The sequence below is a fragment of the Actinophytocola xinjiangensis genome (assembly GCF_001921215.1).
In the GTDB taxonomy this organism is placed as follows: Bacteria; Actinomycetota; Actinomycetes; order Mycobacteriales; family Pseudonocardiaceae; genus Actinophytocola; species Actinophytocola xinjiangensis.
In genome coordinates this window covers 260,356-275,816 of record NZ_MSIF01000009.1, presented here as the reverse complement: position 1 = coordinate 275,816, position 15,461 = coordinate 260,356, and the positions used below count along the sequence as shown (strand labels likewise).

At 73.4% G+C, this 15,461-nt stretch carries 15 protein-coding genes; 4 read left to right on the top strand and 11 right to left on the bottom strand.

Annotated features, from left to right (window positions below):
* Position 1 precedes the first annotated feature (1 nt).
* From purL to purS, 3 genes are read right to left on the bottom strand one after another with little or no spacing between them, the layout of a single operon-like run.
* Positions 2-2,269 carry a phosphoribosylformylglycinamidine synthase subunit PurL gene (gene purL / locus BLA60_RS20260; RefSeq protein WP_075134483.1) on the bottom strand — a complete coding sequence of 756 codons (2,268 nt, stop codon included), beginning with the start codon at positions 2,267-2,269 and terminating at the stop codon, positions 2-4.
* The gene (gene purQ, locus BLA60_RS20255; protein ID WP_075134482.1) at positions 2,266-2,934 is read right to left on the bottom strand and encodes a phosphoribosylformylglycinamidine synthase subunit PurQ; all 669 of its coding nucleotides are present in this window, start codon (positions 2,932-2,934) and stop codon (positions 2,266-2,268) included. Before purQ ends, purL begins: the two co-directional genes overlap by 4 nt.
* Positions 2,931-3,170, bottom strand: a complete 240-nt coding sequence (purS, locus tag BLA60_RS20250) for a phosphoribosylformylglycinamidine synthase subunit PurS (RefSeq protein ID WP_075134481.1) — start codon at positions 3,168-3,170, stop codon at positions 2,931-2,933. The genes purQ and purS overlap by 4 nt, the downstream gene beginning before the upstream one ends.
* A 95-nt stretch (positions 3,171-3,265) precedes the next feature.
* On the opposite strand from purS, the gene BLA60_RS20245 reads away from it, so the two are divergent.
* The 3 genes from BLA60_RS20245 to BLA60_RS20235 all read left to right on the top strand — a co-directional run bounded on the left by BLA60_RS20245 (position 3,266) and on the right by BLA60_RS20235 (position 6,990).
* Positions 3,266-4,171, top strand: a complete 906-nt coding sequence (locus BLA60_RS20245) for an SMP-30/gluconolactonase/LRE family protein (protein ID WP_075134480.1) — start codon at positions 3,266-3,268, stop codon at positions 4,169-4,171.
* Between the two features lie 251 nt (positions 4,172-4,422).
* Entirely contained in the window at positions 4,423-5,427 is a 1,005-nt protein-coding gene (locus BLA60_RS20240) for a Rossmann-fold NAD(P)-binding domain-containing protein (protein WP_075134479.1), read from the top strand.
* Positions 5,428-5,439: 12 nt separating this feature from the next.
* Entirely contained in the window at positions 5,440-6,990 is a 1,551-nt protein-coding gene (locus BLA60_RS20235) for a GMC family oxidoreductase (protein WP_075134478.1), read from the top strand.
* Between the two features lie 393 nt (positions 6,991-7,383).
* Here BLA60_RS20235 and BLA60_RS20230 read toward each other — a convergent pair whose 3' ends face one another.
* Positions 7,384-8,898: an aldehyde dehydrogenase family protein gene (locus BLA60_RS20230; protein ID WP_075134477.1), complete on the bottom strand. Its 1,515-nt coding sequence runs from the start codon at positions 8,896-8,898 to the stop codon at positions 7,384-7,386.
* Between the two features lie 72 nt (positions 8,899-8,970).
* Between BLA60_RS20230 and BLA60_RS20225 the strand changes: the two genes are divergently transcribed.
* Positions 8,971-9,612 carry an MBL fold metallo-hydrolase gene (locus BLA60_RS20225; RefSeq protein WP_075134561.1) on the top strand — a complete coding sequence of 214 codons (642 nt, stop codon included), beginning with the start codon at positions 8,971-8,973 and terminating at the stop codon, positions 9,610-9,612.
* Between the two features lie 7 nt (positions 9,613-9,619).
* Here BLA60_RS20225 and BLA60_RS20220 read toward each other — a convergent pair whose 3' ends face one another.
* From BLA60_RS20220 to BLA60_RS20190, 7 genes are read right to left on the bottom strand one after another with little or no spacing between them, the layout of a single operon-like run.
* On the bottom strand, positions 9,620-10,432 hold the full coding sequence (locus BLA60_RS20220; protein ID WP_075134476.1) for an SAM hydrolase/SAM-dependent halogenase family protein: 813 nt from the start codon (positions 10,430-10,432) through the stop codon (positions 9,620-9,622).
* On the bottom strand, positions 10,429-11,367 hold the full coding sequence (locus tag BLA60_RS20215; RefSeq protein ID WP_075134475.1) for an LLM class flavin-dependent oxidoreductase: 939 nt from the start codon (positions 11,365-11,367) through the stop codon (positions 10,429-10,431). Before BLA60_RS20215 ends, BLA60_RS20220 begins: the two co-directional genes overlap by 4 nt.
* A 44-nt stretch (positions 11,368-11,411) precedes the next feature.
* Complete coding sequence (locus BLA60_RS20210; protein WP_075134474.1) at positions 11,412-11,873, bottom strand: MarR family winged helix-turn-helix transcriptional regulator; 462 nt, start codon at positions 11,871-11,873, stop codon at positions 11,412-11,414.
* A 34-nt stretch (positions 11,874-11,907) separates the two neighbouring features.
* Positions 11,908-12,720, bottom strand: a complete 813-nt coding sequence (locus BLA60_RS20205; RefSeq protein ID WP_075134473.1) for an MOSC domain-containing protein — start codon at positions 12,718-12,720, stop codon at positions 11,908-11,910.
* Positions 12,721-12,739: 19 nt separating this feature from the next.
* Entirely contained in the window at positions 12,740-14,173 is a 1,434-nt protein-coding gene (gene purB / locus BLA60_RS20200; RefSeq protein ID WP_075134472.1) for an adenylosuccinate lyase, read from the bottom strand.
* An 11-nt stretch (positions 14,174-14,184) separates the two neighbouring features.
* On the bottom strand, positions 14,185-14,868 hold the full coding sequence (locus BLA60_RS20195; RefSeq protein ID WP_075134471.1) for a hypothetical protein: 684 nt from the start codon (positions 14,866-14,868) through the stop codon (positions 14,185-14,187).
* Entirely contained in the window at positions 14,865-15,398 is a 534-nt protein-coding gene (locus BLA60_RS20190) for an RNA polymerase sigma factor (protein ID WP_075134470.1), read from the bottom strand. Before BLA60_RS20190 ends, BLA60_RS20195 begins: the two co-directional genes overlap by 4 nt.
* Positions 15,399-15,461 lie beyond the last annotated feature (63 nt).

The window sequence follows — 15,461 nt, the reverse complement described above, 5'->3', positions numbered from 1 at the left end:
CTCAGCCGAACAGCGCCGGCAGCGTGCCCTCCCAGGCGGTGCGCAGCTCGTCGAGCGGCAGGTCCGCCAGGCCCTCGATGGCCAGCGCCCCGGCCGCCTCGACCGTGCCCAGCCGGTGGCAGGGCACCCCGGCCTCGGCGCAGCGCGCGGTGAACGCGGCCGTCCCGGACTCCGGCACCGCCACCAGCACCCGCGCGCTCGACTCGCTGAACAGCGCGACGAACGGGTCGGCGCCGGGCAGCGTCACCCGCGCCCCGCGACCGGACAGCAGACACGCCTCGACCAGCGTCTGGGCCAGCCCGCCCTCGGACAGGTCGTGCGCGGCCGACACCCCACCGCCGGCCAGCAGCCCGGCCAGCCGGCGCTCGGCGTCCAGGTCCACGGCCGGCGGCCGGCCGCCGAGGTGGCCGTGCACCACGTGCGCCCACTCCGACCCGCCGAACTCGTCGGCGGTGTCACCGAGCAGCAGCAGCGTGTCGCCCGGGGCACCGAGGCCGGTGGGAATGCGGCGGCGGACGTCGTCGATCACACCCAGCACCCCGACCACCGGGGTCGGCAGGATCGGCGTGTGGCCGGTCTGGTTGTAGAAGCTGACGTTGCCGCCGGTCACCGGGATGCCCAGGGTCGCGCAGCCGTCGGCCAGGCCGTGCACGGCCCGCTCGAACTGCCACATCACGCCCGGGTCCTCCGGCGAACCGAAGTTCAGGCAGTTGGTGACCGCCACCGGACGCGCCCCGGACACCGCCACGTTCCGGTAGGCCTCGGCCAGCGCCAGCTGCGCCCCGGCGTAGGGGTCCAGGCGGGTGTAGCGGCCGTTGCAGTCACACGAGATCGCCACGCCGCGGCCGGTGGACTCGTCGATGCGCACCATGCCGGCGTCGGCCGGCTGGGCCAGCACCGTGCCGCCGCGAACGTACCGGTCGTACTGCTCGGTGACCCACGCCCGCGACGCCAGGTTCGGCGACGCGGCCATCCGCAGGATCTCCGCGCGCAGCGCCTCGGGGGTGTGCGGGCGCTCCAGCACGACCGGGTCGTCGGCCTCCAGGTCGGTCTGGTCGGCGGGCCGGGTGACCGGCCGCTGGTAGACCGGGCCCTCGTGGGCGACGGTGCGGGGCGGCACGTCGACGACGGTCTCGCCGTGCCAGGTGATCACCAGCCGGTCGCCGTCGGTGACCTCGCCGATCTCGGTGGCGATCACGTCCCAGCGCCGGCAGACGTCCATGAACGCCTCGACGTCCTCGGGGCGCACCACCGCGCACATCCGCTCCTGGGACTCCGAGGAGAGGATCTCCGCCGGGGTCATTCCCTTGGCGCGCAACGGAACCCGGTCCAGCTCGACGCGCATCCCGCCGTCGCCGGCCGAGGCCAGCTCGCTGGTCGCGCAGGACAGGCCGGCGCCGCCGAGGTCCTGGATACCGACCACCAGCCCCGCCCCGAACAGCTCCAGGCAGCACTCGATGAGCACCTTCTCGGTGAACGGGTCACCGACCTGGACGCTGGGCAGCTTCTTGCGGCCGGTGCCGCCCTCGTCACCGGCGAAGGTGTCCGAGGCGAGCACGGACACGCCGCCGATGCCGTCCAGCCCGGTCCGCGCGCCGAACAGGATGACCTTGTTGCCGGTGCCCGAGGCGTGTGCCAGGTGCAGGTCCTCGACCCGCATTGCGCCCACGCACAGCGCGTTGACCAGCGGATTGCCCTGGTAGGACGGGTCGAACACGACCTCGCCGCCGATGTTGGGCAGACCGAGGCAGTTGCCGTAGCCGCCGACCCCGGCGACCACACCGGGCAGCACGCGGCGGGTGTCGGGAGCCTCGGCGGCGCCGAAACGCAGCGGGTCCATCACCGCCAGCGGCCGCGCGCCCATCGCCAGGATGTCGCGCACGATGCCGCCGACGCCGGTGGCCGCGCCCTGGTAGGGCTCGACGTAGGAGGGGTGGTTGTGCGACTCGACCTTGAAGGTGACCGCCCAGCCGTCGCCGATGTCGACCACCCCGGCGTTCTCGCCGATGCCGGCGAGCATCGAGGAGCGCATCGCCTCGGTGGTGGTCTCCCCGAAGTAGGACAGGTGGACCTTGGAGGACTTGTAGGAGCAGTGCTCGCTCCACATGACCGAGTACATCGCCAGCTCGGCGTCGGTCGGCCGGCGGCCGAGGATCTCGCGGATGCGGGTGTACTCGTCGTGCTTGAGTCCCAGCTCGCGGTAGGGCTGGTCGACCTCGGGGGTGGCGGCGGCGTGGCCGACGGTGTCGACGTGCGTGGTGGCGGTCATGCGAGCACCGACCCGAGGACCGAGGTGAACAGCCGCAGGCCGTCGGCGCTGGGGCCGGTCAGCTCGTCGATGGCGTGCTCGGGGTGGGGCATCAGGCCGACGACGCGGCCGTCGGCCGAGCTGATCCCGGCGATGTCGCCCAGCGAACCGTTGGGGTTGGCGCCCAGGTAGCGGAACACCACCCGACCCTCGCCCTCCAGCTCGTCCACAGTGGACTGCTCGGCGGTGTACCGGCCGTCCATGTTCTTCACCGGCACCACGATCTCCGCACCCGCCTCGAACCCGCCGGTCCACGCGGTCGAGGTGCGCTCCACCCGCAGCCGCTGGTCCCGGCACACGAAGTGCAGGCCCGCGTTGCGCAGCAGCGCCCCGGGCAGCAGACCGGCCTCGCACAGGATCTGGAAACCGTTGCAGATCCCCAGCACCGGCAGCCCGCCCCTGACCGCGCGCACCACCTCACCCATCACCGGGGCGAACCGGGCGATCGCACCGGCCCGCAGGTAGTCGCCGTAGGAGAAACCGCCCGGCACGACCACCGCGTCGACCCCGCGCAGGTCGGCGTCGCCGTGCCAGAGCGCGACCGCCTCGGCACCGGCGTAGCGCACCGCGCGGGCCGCGTCGGCGTCGTCGAGCGTGCCCGGGAAGGTGATCACGCCGATCCTCATGCCGGCAACCTCCGGACCACGAAGTCCTCGACCACCGGGTTCGACAGGAAGCCCTCGGCGATCTTGGCGAGCGTCTCGTCGTCCACCGAGTCGTCCACCTCCAACTCGAAGTGCTTGCCCTGACGGACATCGGCGATCCCGGTGAACCCCAGGCGCGGCAGCGCGTTGGCCACCGCCTGTCCCTGCGGGTCGAGAATCTCGGGCTTGGGCATGACATCGACGACGACACGGGCCACGACGGGCTGCTCCTGGGGTGCGTGGTGGCGGTACTGCCGAAGACTACCTGAGCGCGAACGCCCCGATCGGGTGCCGGATCCGCAAGACTTCCGCCATGAGACCTGGACCACTCGCGCTCGTCGCCGCGCTGTTGCTGACCACCCTCGCCGCGCCGGCACGAGCCACCACCGACCGCCACTGGCCAGACGTGCTGCGCCCGGCGGCGACCAACCAGTTCCCCGAGGGTGTGGCCTGGGACCCGTCGCGCCGGGCACTGCTGGTGGGCTCGCTCACCCCCGCGCGGATCACCGCCGTCGCCGCCGACGCCACCACCACGACCGTCGTCACCGACCCCGAGCTGCCGGCCTTCCTGGGACTCGAGGTCGACCGCGCCCACCAGCGGATCGTCGCCGTGCACGGCGCGCCCGGCCTGCCCGGCGGCCTGGCCGCCTACGACCTGCGCACCGGCACCCGCGCCTGGTCGGTGCCGCTGCCCGGCGCCCCCAACGACGTCGCCGTCGACCCGCGCGGCACCGCCTACGTCACCGACACCACCGGCTCGGTGTACCGGGTCGACCGCGCCGGCCGGGTCTCCACGGTCGTCACCGACCCGAGGCTGGGCCCGGAGCTGGGCGTCAACGGCATCGCCTGGCACCCCGACGGCTACCTGCTGCTCGCCACCTTCGTCACCGGCCGGCTGTTCCGCCTCCAACCCGGAGGTGAGCTGCGCGAACTGACCCTGCGCACGCCGCTGACCGGCGCCGACGGGATCGCGCTGCGCCGCGACGGCACGCTGGTCGTGGTCACCAACGCACTGGCGCCGGTCCCCGGGGCGAGCGCGGCGGTGCACGAGCTGGTCCTGCGCCGCGACTCGGCCCTGGCCTACCGGGTCACGCCGTGGGCCGACCCGGCGCCGACGACCGTCGCCGCCACCCCGCACGGCGACTACGTCCTCGACGGCCACCTCGACGTGCTCCTCGGCGGCGGCACCTCGACGGACTTCGTCCTGCGCCGCCGCTGACCACGAGCGGGCGCCGGCCACCCGAACTCCCCGACTCCCCAAGTTTCCCCAAGTTTCCGCAAGTTTCCGCAGGTCAGGCCACGGGGATCCCCCCGTTTTCCAGTCTAGCGGGCACCGCCGACAGTTCTCGGTGGTGACCGGGGAGGCTGTGGACAACCGACCTGGGGACGGCCGGGGGGCACGGCGCCGACCCCGTTCACCCAGCGCGAGATCGGTGGCGAGCGCGTGCCACGCCGGCAAGGGTGGGCCGCATGAGACTTCTCGTGCTGGGTGGAACGGTCTTCGTCGGGCACGCGGTGGCCGCCGAGGGGGTGCGCCGGGGACACGAGGTCGTCTGCGCGGCCCGCGGCGAGTCAGGGCAGGTCCCCGACGGGGCGACCCTCGTCCGGGTCGACCGGGACGCCGAGGACGGTCTCGCCCCGCTGACCGGCGAGTTCGACGCGGTGGTCGACGTCTCGCCGCTGTCCTACCCGTGGGTGGCCCGCGCGCTGCGCACCCTGGGCGAGCGGGCCGCGCACTGGTCGTTCGTGTCGACGATCAACGTCTACGCCGACACCGCAACGCCCGGCCAGACCCCCGCCACGGGCGAGCTGGTGCCCGCGCTCACCGAGCACGCCGACCGGGAGATCATGGCCGCCGCCGGCGAGGACGGCGTCGCGCTCTACGGCGGGATCAAGGTCGCCAGCGAGCAGGCCGTGCGCGAGGTCATGGGCGAGCGGGCGTTCGTCACCCGCCCGGGGCTGATCACCGGCGCCGGCGACCGCAGCGACCGGTTCGGCTACTGGCCGGCGCGCTTCGCCAGGGGCGGGCGGGTGCTGGTGCCGGCCGTCGACCAACCCATCCAGTACCTGGACGTGCTGGCCTACGCGTCGTGGCTGGTGGACGCCGGCGAACGCGGCCTGACCGGCACCTACGACGCCGCCGGCCCGGTCGGGCCGCTCACGGAGCTGCTGGCCGGGATCGCCGAGGCGGTCGGCGTCGACGTCGAGCTCGTCGGCGCCGACGCACGACAACTGGTCGCGGCCGGGGTCACGCCGTGGAGCGGCCCTCGGTCGCTGCCGCTGTGGCTGCCCGACACCCACCACGGGATGCCGGCGCACGACCCGACGCCGTCACTGGCCGCCGGGCTGCCGGTGCGCCCGCTGGCCGACGCGGTCGCCGACGCCCTGGCGCGCGAACGCGAGCTGGGTCTGGACCGGGAGCGCCGTTCGGGTCTGGATCCGGTGCGGGAGCTGGAGATCCTCGCCGACCTGTAGCACGCTCGGGGCATGGCCTTCGACTACATCGTGGTGGGCGCCGGCAGTGCCGGGTGTGTGCTGGCCCACCGGCTCACCGAGGACCCGGACCGCTCGGTGCTGCTGCTGGAGGCGGGCGGCGAGGACGACGCCGACGAGGTGCACATCCCGGCCGCGTTCTCGACGCTGTTCAAGAGCCGGTTCGACTGGAACTACGAGACCGTCGACCAGAAACACCTCGGCGGGCGGCGCGCCTACTGGCCACGGGGCAAGCTGCTCGGCGGCTGCTCGTCGATGAACGCGATGATCTACATCCGGGGCAACCGCGCCGACTACGACACCTGGCGCGACGCGCACGGCGCCACCGGCTGGGGCTACGACGACGTGCTGCCCTACTTCGTGCGCGCCGAGCACAACACCCGCCTGCACGGCCCGCTGCACGGCACCGGCGGCCCGCTGCACGTCGAGGACCGCCGCTACACCCACGAGCTGTCCACCGCGTGGGTCGACGCCGCGGTGTCCTGGGGCCTCAAGCCGACCGACGACTTCAACGGCGCCACCCAGGAGGGCGCCGGCCTCTACCAGGTGACCTGCCGGGGTGGGCGCCGCTGGTCGACCGCCGACGCCTATCTGCGTCCGGCGCTGGAGCGACCGAACCTGACCGTGCGCACGCACGCGCACGCCGAGCGGGTCGTGTTCGAGGGCACCCGCGCGGTCGGCGTCACCTACACCCGCCACGGCGTGCGGCAGACCGCGCGCGCCGAGGGCGAGGTGATCCTGGCCGGCGGGGCGGTGAACTCCCCGCAGCTGCTGATGCTCTCCGGGATCGGCCCGGCGCAGCACCTGCGCGAGCTGGACATCGACGTGCTGGTCGCGCTGCCCGAGGTCGGCGAGAACCTGCACGACCACCCGGCGGCCGGGCTGCTGTGGCGCACCACCGGCACCAGCGACCTGGCGAAGCTGGCGACCCCGGCCCGGTTGCTGGCCTGGAAGCTGACCGGCCGGGGCCCGCTCTCGTCCAACATCGGCGAGGCCGGCGCGTTCTGGGCGATCCGCGACGAGCTGCCGGACATGCAGTTCCACGTCGCGGCGACCGCGTTCTACGACAACGGTCTGCGCGAGCCGACCGTCGACGGGTTCACCGCCGGCGCGACGCTGGTGGCGCCCCGCAGCCGGGGCCGGTTGCGGCTGCGTTCGGCCGACCCGAGGTGGCGCCCGGCGATCGACCCGGCCTACTACAGCGACCCCGGCGACCTGGACGTCATGGTCACCGCCCTGCGCCAGGCGATGGAGATCGGCGCGCGGGCGCCGCTGGCCCGCTACCTGGCCGGCCCGCTGCTGCCGCTCACCCACGACCTGTCCGACGCGGACCTGGCCGAGCACGTCCGCGAGTACACCCAGACGCTCTACCACCCGGTCGGCACCTGCGCGATCGGCACGGTCGTTGACCCGACGCTGCGGGTGCGCGGCACCGAGCGGCTGCGGGTGGTTGACGCGTCGGTCATGCCCGTCGTGCCCCGGGGCAACACCAACGCCCCGACGGTCATGGTCGCGGAGAAGGCCGCCGACCTGATCAGGGCCTGAACCGGGGAGCGTGCCGGTCTCCGGCCGGGCACGCGCACGCCACCGATCCCGCGCCGGGTGAACGCCTCACCGGCGCGGCCCCACTTGTCCCCAGCCGCCCCCGAGTTGTCCCCCAGTTGTCCACAGCCCTCTCGCGCACCACCGAGAACCGTCGGCGTCGCGCGATAGACTGGAAAACGGGGGGATCCCCACGGCCTGACCTGCGAAAACAGGAGAATCGGCACGCCGAGGCCCACGCGCGAGGACGGTGCCGCGCCTGGCCAGCTCGGTCCCCACGCCCGCTCGATCCGCGGCTCGGGGGAGCTCGACCACCTGGTGGTTGGCCCGGCGCGGGCGGTCTCGTCCTGCTCGTCGCGGTGGTGCGGCGGGCCGGGCGCGACCGCCCGTGAGGCGTCAGCTCCGGCGGCCGTGCAGCAGGGTGATCAGCTTGGCGAGCGTGGCGTCGGTCTTGGCCGTGCGGGAGAACGTGGTCAGGGTCAGCGGCGCGCGCAGCCGCTGGCGGGCGATGGCCTTGGGGCGGGCGAACTCCTTGAGCCCCTCCGGCCCGTGGATGCGGCCGAAGCCGGAGTCGCCCATGCCGCCGAAGGGCAGCGACGGGATGCCGGCGAAACTGATCACGCTGTTCACCGCGGTCATCCCCGAGCGCAGGCGGCTGGCCAGCTCCATGGCCCTGGCCTTGGCGAACACCGTGGCGCCCAAGCCGTAGCGGGTGGCGTTGGCCTTGTCGACGGCCTCGTCCATGTCGCGGACCCTGGCGATGGTCAGCGTCGGGCCGAAGGTCTCCTCGCGGACGGCCGCCGAGTCCTCCGGGACGTCGACCAGCACGGTCGGCCGGGCGAACCGCTCGCCGACCGCGTCCTCGCCGCCCAACAGGGCCCGGCCGCCCCTGGCCAGGGCGTCGGCGATGTGCCGGCGGATGATGGCGAGCTGGCCGGGCATGGTGATCGGGCCGATGTCGGCGTCCGGGTCGTCGCCGGCGCGGACCGAGCCGGCGATGTCCACGACCTTGGCCACGAACTCGTCGTAGACCTTCTCGTGCACGTACACGCGCTCGACGCCGACGCAGGTCTGCCCGGCGTTGGACATGCCGCCCCACACGGCGGCGTCGGCGGCCGCGGCGAGGTCGGCGTCCTGGTCGACCAGCAGCGCGTCCTTGCCGCCGGCCTCGATGAGCACCGGGGTGAGGGTCTCGGCGCAGGCGGCCATGATCTTGCGGCCGGTGGCGGCCGACCCGGTGAAGGCGATCTTGTCCACGCCCGAGCGGCACAGCGCGGCACCGGTCTCGCCGAAGCCGGTCACCACCTGGAGCACCGGGTGCTCGGGCACGACCTCGGCGAGCGACTCGGCCAGCCACGCCCCGACCCCCGGCGTGTACTCCGAGGGCTTGAACACCACGGTGTTGCCGGCGGCCAGCGCGTAGAGGATCGACCCCATCGGGGTGAACACCGGGTAGTTCCACGGGCCGATCACGCCGACCACGCCCAGCGGCTGGAACTCGACGGTGGCCGCGTGGTTGGCCATCAGCAGGCCGGGTGAGCGGCGCTTGCGGCCGAGGACCTTCCGCGCGTTGCGCGCGACCCAGGCGGCGTGGTCGATGGCCAGGACGATCTCCAGCATGGCGTCGCCGTGCGGTTTGCCGGTCTCGGCGTGCACCAGTTCGGCGAGCTGAGCGCTGCGCCGGGTGAGGACGCCCTTCCAGCGCCGCAGCCGTTCCGCGCGGCCGTCGAAGCCGAGGCCGGCCCACCAGGCGGCCGCGGTGCGCGCCCGCTCGACGGCGGCCGTGACGTCCTCGGCGGTGTTGATCGGGTACGTGCCGACGACCTCGTCGGTCGCCGGGTCGAGGGAGTCGAAGGTGTCGCGGGCCGCCGTGTCGCCGGTGGCCGCGGACTCCGCGTGGACCGTGGTCATGCTGACCTCCCTGGTCGGCTGCGGCCTCCACGCTACCCGTCGGTAGGGAACCTGGCGAGTAGCGTGAGCCACGTGCGACTCGTTCACTTCGGACACTCGTGTGTCCTGCTGGAGACCGGTTCGGCCCGCCTGCTGTTCGACCCGGGGACCTTCTCCACCGGCTTCGAGGGCCTGCGCGACCTGGACGCGGTTCTCGTCACCCACCGCCATTTCGACCACTTCGACACCGAACGGCTGCCGGCCCTGCTCGCGGCCAACCCGAAGGCGACCCTGCTCACCGACCCCGGCACCGCCGAGGAGACCACGAAGCTGGGGCTGGCCGCCGAGCGGCTGGATCCTGGCGGCTCGGCGACCGTCGCCGGTGCGGCGATCAACGCCGTCGGCGGCCAGCACGCGGTCATCTACCCGGAGCAGCCGCTGCCGCCCAACGTCGGTTACGTGATCGACCACGGCGCCTTCTACCAGCCGGGGGACGCGCTGGTCGTCCCCGAGCAGCGCGTCGACGTGCTCGGCCTGCCGACGATGGCCCCGTGGCTCAAGCTCCGTGAGGCGATCGACTTCCTGCGCGCGGTGTCGCCGAGGGTCGCCGTGCCGATCCACCAGGAACTGCTCGGCGAGCAGGGCAAGACGCTGACCTACGCGTGGTTCGAGCGGCTCGCCCCGGAGGGCACCACGGTGACCGTGCTGCCCCACGGCGAGCCGACCGAGATCTGAGCGCCGGTCAGGGGCGGGCGAACAGCAGCAGCACCGGGTCGCCGAGGGTGGCGTCGAAGTCGGCGGCGGCCGAGCCGCCGTTGACCGCCAGCGCCACCCGCCCGGCCGAGTCGACGTAGACCACGTACGCCTCCGGTCCCGCGTCGCCGAAGGTCCGGGTGACCACGGCGTTGACCGTGCGGCCGTCGATGTTGACGTGCACCGAGGTGCCCGGGGTGGCGCCGGCCGCGTCCAGGTCGGCGCCGGTGGCGGCGAGCGCGATGTTGCCGAAGCTGTCGATGGCGAACACCTCGGAGGACAGCTTCCCTTCCTCGGCAAGGGTTTCCGGCTCCGGCAGGCGGATCAGCGTGCCCACGTCGACCGGCGGCCCGAGGTTCTCCGGCCCGATCCCGGCCGCCAGGTGCGCGGCGGCCGGGGCGAAGATGTCGCGGCCGTGGAAGGTCGCCGAGACCCGGGAGAGCTGGTAGGCGGGCTCGGTGAGCTGGTAGGCCTCGCGGATGCCGCCCAGCGCCTCGGCCGCCGCGATGAGCAGGCCGTTGTCCGGTCCGACGAGCAGGCCCTCGGCGACCACCAGCACGACCCCGCGCCGCTCGGTGCCCACACCGGGGTCGACGACCGCCAGGTGCACGGCCGGCGGCAGGTAGGGCACGGTGTGCGCCAGCACCGACGCGCCCCGGCGCACGTCCTGGGCCGGCACGGTGTGGGTGACGTGCAGGACTCTGGGCACCGGGGCGATCCGGGCGATGACGCCCTCACAGACCGCCACGAAGCCGTCGTCGGTGCCGTAGTCGGTGGTGAAGGAGATCCAGTCGTAGCTCATCGGACCCCGATGCTAGCCGAGCCGACCTCCTTCGCGATCGTCTCGCGCACCGCCGGGGCGACCTCGCCGGCCCATCGGGCGACGGTCCGGGCGTCCTGGGTGCCGTAGCCGGTGGAGAACAGGGTGAACCCGCCGGCGTGGTGGTCGAGCACGGCGGCGGTGAGTTCGGCGACCCACTGGCCGGGTGAGCCGCCGAGCCAGCGGCCGTCGCGGTCGCGGGTGGCGGCCAGTGGGCGGTCGGTGATCCGGCCGGGCAGGTTGAACACCGTGCGGATCGCGCGCGGGTCGCGCCCGGCCGCCTGGGCCGCCTCGTCGATGACCGGGCGGGACTCGCGGTAGCGCGGGCTGCGCCAGTCGGCGGCGTGGCCGGGGATCCAGCCGTCGGCCAGCGCGCCGGTGACCGCCAGCGACCTCGGCCCGACCGACCCGGTCCACACCGGCGGCGCCGGCACCGGGTCAGGTTCCAGCTCCCGCACCCGGTGGTGGCGGCCCTCGACGGTGACCGGCGGGCCGCCGCCGGTCAGCCGCCGGACCAGGGTGATCGCCTCGGCCAGGGACGCCACGGCCTCCTTCGGGGACAGCCGGGGCACGCCGAGGTCGGTGATCCGGTCCCACAGCCCGCCCGCGCCCACGCCCAGCACGACGCGTCCGCGCGACAGCGCCGAGAGCGTGGCGATCGTGCGGGCCAGGACCGGCGCCGGGCGGGCCGGCAGGTTGGTCACGTTGGCGAAGGCGGTGATGGCGCTGGTGCGCCCGAGGAGGACGCCGATGGTGGCGTAGGCGTCGAGCCGGTCGCCGAGGTAGGGGTGGTCGGGCAGCGAGACGTGGTCGAGGCCGTCGCGGCCGTCGCGGTCGGCCTGCTCGACCAGCGCCAGCAGGTCCGGTCCGTCGGCCAGGCTGCCGCCGACGCCGATACCGAAGACGAGGTCACGCATGAGATCCTCCCTTGAGTTCGTACTGCGAACTATATTAGTTCGTGCTACGAATTCAAGGTGTTCCCAAAAACCATCGGCACCGCGTTGTCGGCCACCACCCGGCTGAGCAGACCCGCCAGCACGTCCCGTTCCGCCTGGTCGAGCCCCGCCGGCAACTCGTCCACCCGCCGGCAGGTCGCGTCGTAGAACTCGCGCACCAGCCGGGTGCCGCGCGCGGTCAGCCCGACCAGGACCGCGCGCTGGTCGGCCGGATCCACCTCCCGACTGACCAGGCCGTTGCGCTCGGTCCGGTCCACCAGGCCGGTCAGACTGGACTTGGCCAGCCCCAACGTCGCCCCGAGCTCCCCCATGCCCAGCGGACGGGACATCAGCACGCACAGCAGCTGCCCCTGCTGGGCGGTCAGGCCGTGCTCGCGCGCCGACGCGGCGTACACCGCGTTCACCAGGTAGGCACAGCGCACCAGGGCGGCCACCACCCCGAGCCGCTCCTCGTCCACGTCGTCCACACGACCAGCCTAACCGAACAATTCGCAACACGAACTATTCGGACAGGACGATCTCGTCACCGACCGCGATCCGCCCGGGGCGGTCCACCGCCAGCTTGACCCCGAAGCTCACGCCGCCCGCCGGCTCCCGCCGGAACGTCGCCAGCGTGCGCAGCGGCTCGGGCCCCGACGGCGACCCGCTCACCTGGTCGACCATGGTCACCGCGCACCGCACGTCCGGCTTGACCCAGCGCAGCGCCACCCCGCCGATGCCGTACCCACGCACCGCGTCCTCGGCGAACGGCCCGTCCAGGCCGGCGACCACGATGTTGGGCCGGAACCGCTCCATCGGCACGGCGTCGCCGCCACGCTCCAGGATCCGCGCGTTCAACTCGTCCAACGAGGCCAGCGACGTCAGGTGCAGCGGCGTCGAGTCGGTGAAGGTGATCGGACCGTGGCGCTCGTCCACGCTGCGGTCGTGGTCGGCCGGCACCCGCACCAGCCGCACCGGCTCACCGAGCACCTCACTCGCCCAGCCGGCCACGTCCTCGCCCTGGTCGACCCCGTCGCCCTGCCACACGCCGTGCACGTCGACCCGCCGGCGCGGACCGTCGGTGACCACGTCGATCGTCAGCTCCGCGACACCGGGCGCGGCCAGCGTCAGCTTGGCGCCCTCGTGCACCACCTCGGGGCGCACCAGCGCGAGCCGGGGCGTGCGGCGCTGGCTGCGGAACACGCCCTCCCCGGCGGACACGAACATGAACACGCGGTCGTGCACCGGGCCGGTCGCGGTGATCTCGAACCCGGGCACGGAAACACCGGCACACCCCTTGACCGGGTAGTACGCCAGCGCGGATACGGTCGCCACCGGTCGAGGGTAGCCGGACTCAGAGGATGGCCGCGGGGGAATACCGGGCCGCCTCCGGGTACCGCGCGGCCACCTCCTCGACCCGCTTGACCACCGCGGCCACCTGCGCGCCGGCCACCCCGGTGAACGAGAGCCGGTCGGCCAGCAGCGCGTCGAGCCCCGCCCGGTCCAGCGGCACGCGCTCGTCGGCGGCCAGCCGGTCGAGCAGGTCGTTGCGCTCCACACCGCGCTCACGCATGGCCAGCGCGACGGCGACGGCGTTCTCCTTGATCGCCTCGTGCGCGGTCTCCCGGCCGACCCCCGCCCGCACCGAGGCGATCAGCACCTTGGTGGTGGCCAGGAACGGCAGGTAGCGGTCCAGCTCGCGGGCGATCACCGCCGGGTAGGCACCGAACGAGTCGAGCACCGTCAGGAAGGTCTCGAACAGCCCGTCGAGAGCGAAGAACGCGTCCGGCAGCGCGACCCGGCGCACCACCGAGCAGGACACGTCGCCCTCGTTCCACTGGTCACCGACCAGCTCACCGACCATGGAGGCGTAGCCGCGCAGGATGACGGCGAAGCCGTTGACCCGCTCGCTGGAGCGGGTGTTCATCTTGTGCGGCATGGCCGACGAGCCGACCTGGCCCGGCCGGAAACCCTCGGTGGCCAGCTCGTGGCCGACCATCAGCCGGATCGTCGTGGCCAGGCTCGACGGCGCGGCGGCCAGCTGCACCAGCGCGGACACCACGTCGTGGTCCAGCGACCTCGGGTACACCTGGCCGACGCTGTCGAACACCCGGGTGAAGCCGAGATAGCCGGCGATCCTGCGCTGCAACCTGTCCAACGTGGACACGTCACCGCCGAACAGGTCCAGCATGTCCTGCCCGGTGCCGACCGGGCCCTGCAACCCGCGCAGCGGGTACCGGGCGATCAGGTCCTCGGTCCGCTCCAGCGCGATCAGCAGCTCCTGCGCCGCCGAGGCGAAGCGCTTGCCCAACGTGGTCGCCTGCGCGGCCACGTTGTGCGAGCGCCCCGCCATCACGAGGTCGGCGTGCTCGGCGGCCAGGGCCGCCAGCCGGACCAGCACCGCGACCGCCCGGTCGCGCATCAACACCAACGAGTCGCGGATCTGCAGCTGCTCGACGTTCTCGGTCAGGTCCCGGGAGGTCATGCCCTTGTGCACCTGCTCGTGCCCGGCCAGCGCGTTGAACTCCTCGATCCGCGCCTTGACGTCGTGCAGCGTGACCCGTTCCCGCGCGGCGATCGACTCCAGGTCCACCTGGTCGACCACCCGCTCGTAGTCCTCGATCACCCCGTCCGCGACGGCGGCCCCCAGCTCACTCTGGGCCCGCAGGACGGCGAGCCAGAGCCGCCGTTCCAGGACGATCCGGTGCTCGGGCGACCAGAGCGTGGCCAGCTCCACCGAGGCGTAGCGGCCGGCGAGCACGTTGGGGATACGCGGCTTGACTGTCACGTTTGCCCAGCCTAGCCGGCCAACCCCGCCAGCTCGGTGGCCAGCTCGCCAGCCTGTCGCGGTGTGCCGAACGGCTCACCCTTGGCATTGACCTGGACCTCGATCAGCTCGCCCCCACCGGGCAGCGTCCATTCCGCCGTGATCTGGACCCGGTCCTCGATCGTCTCCCGCTGCCAGACCCGCAGGAGGGCACCGTCGGGCTGCGGCTCGTCGATGACCAGCGTCGGCTCCGGCGTCTCGATGCCCTCGACCATCCCGCCCGGGCTGCCGCAGATCACGTACACGTTCTGCGTGGTGTCGCCGGCCAGGTTGATCCAGCTCTGGGTCTCGGTGTCGATGTGCGGCTCCGGAACCGGATCCCACTCGACGCCGGGGAAGTGCTTGGCGAGCTGCCCCGGGACGATCTCCGCCATCGGCAGCGGACACGGCACCGGCTCGTCGGGGTCGGGCCCACCGCTCGCCGGCCCCGGCGGCTGGCTGGCCACCCCCACGCTCGGTGGCGAGTTCGCCCCGGTGGCGCCGAAGGCGATCGCGGTCACCGCCACCAGCACGGCCGCGCTTCCCGTCATCGCCGTGGCCATCGTGTGCCGGCGCCGGCGCGCGGCCCGGTCGATCACCTCGTCCGGGTCGAAACCCAGCGGCGGCTCGTTGAGCACCGCGGTGGACAGGTCGTCGATCAGCTGTCGTTCGTTCATCGCGACTCCTTCGTCAGATCCTCGGCGCGGACGTCGACCGACGTCCGCAACGCGGCCAGACCCCTGGCCGCCTGGCTCTTCACCGTTCCCTCGGTGCAGCCCAGCGCCGCCGCCGTCTCGGTGATCGACAGCGACTCGAAGTACCGCAGCACCAGCACCGCCCGCTGTCGTGGCCCCAGCTCGTCCAGCGACCGGAACAGCGCCGCGCGCAGGCTCACCAGCTCGTGCGCCTCGACCGGCCCGGTCGCCGGATCCGCGCCGTCGGGGATCTCCCCGTCGCGCCGCTCCGCCCGCCGCCACGGCCGCCGGCGCTCGTCGAGCCAGCACCGCAGCAGCACCTTCCTGGCGTAGCTGACCGGGGCGGCGTCGCGCTCCAGCCGGGGCCACGCCCGGTAGAGCTTGATCAGCGTCTGCTGGGTGAGGTCGTCGGCGAGGTGCCAGTCGCCGCACAGCAGGTAGCCGGTGCGGCGCAGTGCGGCGGACTGCTCGCGGGCGAACTCCCGGAACCGGTTCTCCTCGGTCTTGCGCATCCGCGCCCCTTTCGCTCCGTCACTGCATACGCGCGACGCGGGGAAGAGGTTGCGTGCTCAGCG

What these genes read in the sequence shown, in the direction of transcription:
- BLA60_RS20195 (WP_075134471.1), bottom strand. Translation starts at nt 14,868, where the DNA reads ATGAACGAACGACAGCTGATCGACGACCTGTCCACCGCGGTGCTCAAC.
- BLA60_RS20235 (WP_075134478.1), top strand. Translation starts at nt 5,440, where the DNA reads ATGGCCTTCGACTACATCGTGGTGGGCGCCGGCAGTGCCGGGTGTGTG.
- BLA60_RS20215 (WP_075134475.1), bottom strand. Translation starts at nt 11,367, where the DNA reads ATGCGTGACCTCGTCTTCGGTATCGGCGTCGGCGGCAGCCTGGCCGAC.
- purL (WP_075134483.1), bottom strand. Translation starts at nt 2,269, where the DNA reads ATGACCGCCACCACGCACGTCGACACCGTCGGCCACGCCGCCGCCACC.
- purQ (WP_075134482.1), bottom strand. Translation starts at nt 2,934, where the DNA reads ATGAGGATCGGCGTGATCACCTTCCCGGGCACGCTCGACGACGCCGAC.
- BLA60_RS20240 (WP_075134479.1), top strand. Translation starts at nt 4,423, where the DNA reads ATGAGACTTCTCGTGCTGGGTGGAACGGTCTTCGTCGGGCACGCGGTG.
- BLA60_RS20230 (WP_075134477.1), bottom strand. Translation starts at nt 8,898, where the DNA reads ATGACCACGGTCCACGCGGAGTCCGCGGCCACCGGCGACACGGCGGCC.
- BLA60_RS20245 (WP_075134480.1), top strand. Translation starts at nt 3,266, where the DNA reads ATGAGACCTGGACCACTCGCGCTCGTCGCCGCGCTGTTGCTGACCACC.
- BLA60_RS20220 (WP_075134476.1), bottom strand. Translation starts at nt 10,432, where the DNA reads ATGAGCTACGACTGGATCTCCTTCACCACCGACTACGGCACCGACGAC.
- BLA60_RS20190 (WP_075134470.1), bottom strand. Translation starts at nt 15,398, where the DNA reads ATGCGCAAGACCGAGGAGAACCGGTTCCGGGAGTTCGCCCGCGAGCAG.